This is a genomic window from Pseudomonas sp. H26/SER47-MNA-CIBAN-0231, from assembly GCF_040310465.1.
GTDB lineage: Bacteria > Pseudomonadota > Gammaproteobacteria > Pseudomonadales > Pseudomonadaceae > Aquipseudomonas > Aquipseudomonas atacamensis.
In genome coordinates this window covers 1-243 of the sequence record NZ_JBEOPW010000159.1, presented here as the reverse complement: position 1 = coordinate 243, position 243 = coordinate 1, and the positions used below count along the sequence as shown (strand labels likewise).

General features: G+C 62.1%; 1 pseudogene. It reads left to right on the top strand.

The features are described 5' to 3' along the window. Positions 1–243: pseudogene (locus AAEZ10_RS27660) on the top strand (glycosyltransferase family 4 protein); the annotation flags it as partial.

The window sequence follows — 243 nt, the reverse complement described above, 5'->3', positions numbered from 1 at the left end:
ACGCAAGGCTACTTCAGCCACGCCCGCCGCCATGTGGTGCATAACTGCACGCCGGCCAATCCTGGCCAGGACAGCAATCCAAAGCAACGCAGCAACCATCCGCTGCGGTTCGGGTACATCGGCACACTCTCGGAGAACAAGGGCGTCGGCTGGCTGATCGAGCAGTTCCAGCGACTGGAAATCGATGCCCGGCTGGATATTGCCGGGCGCGGCAAGCTGGAATACGAGGCCAAGCTCAAGGCC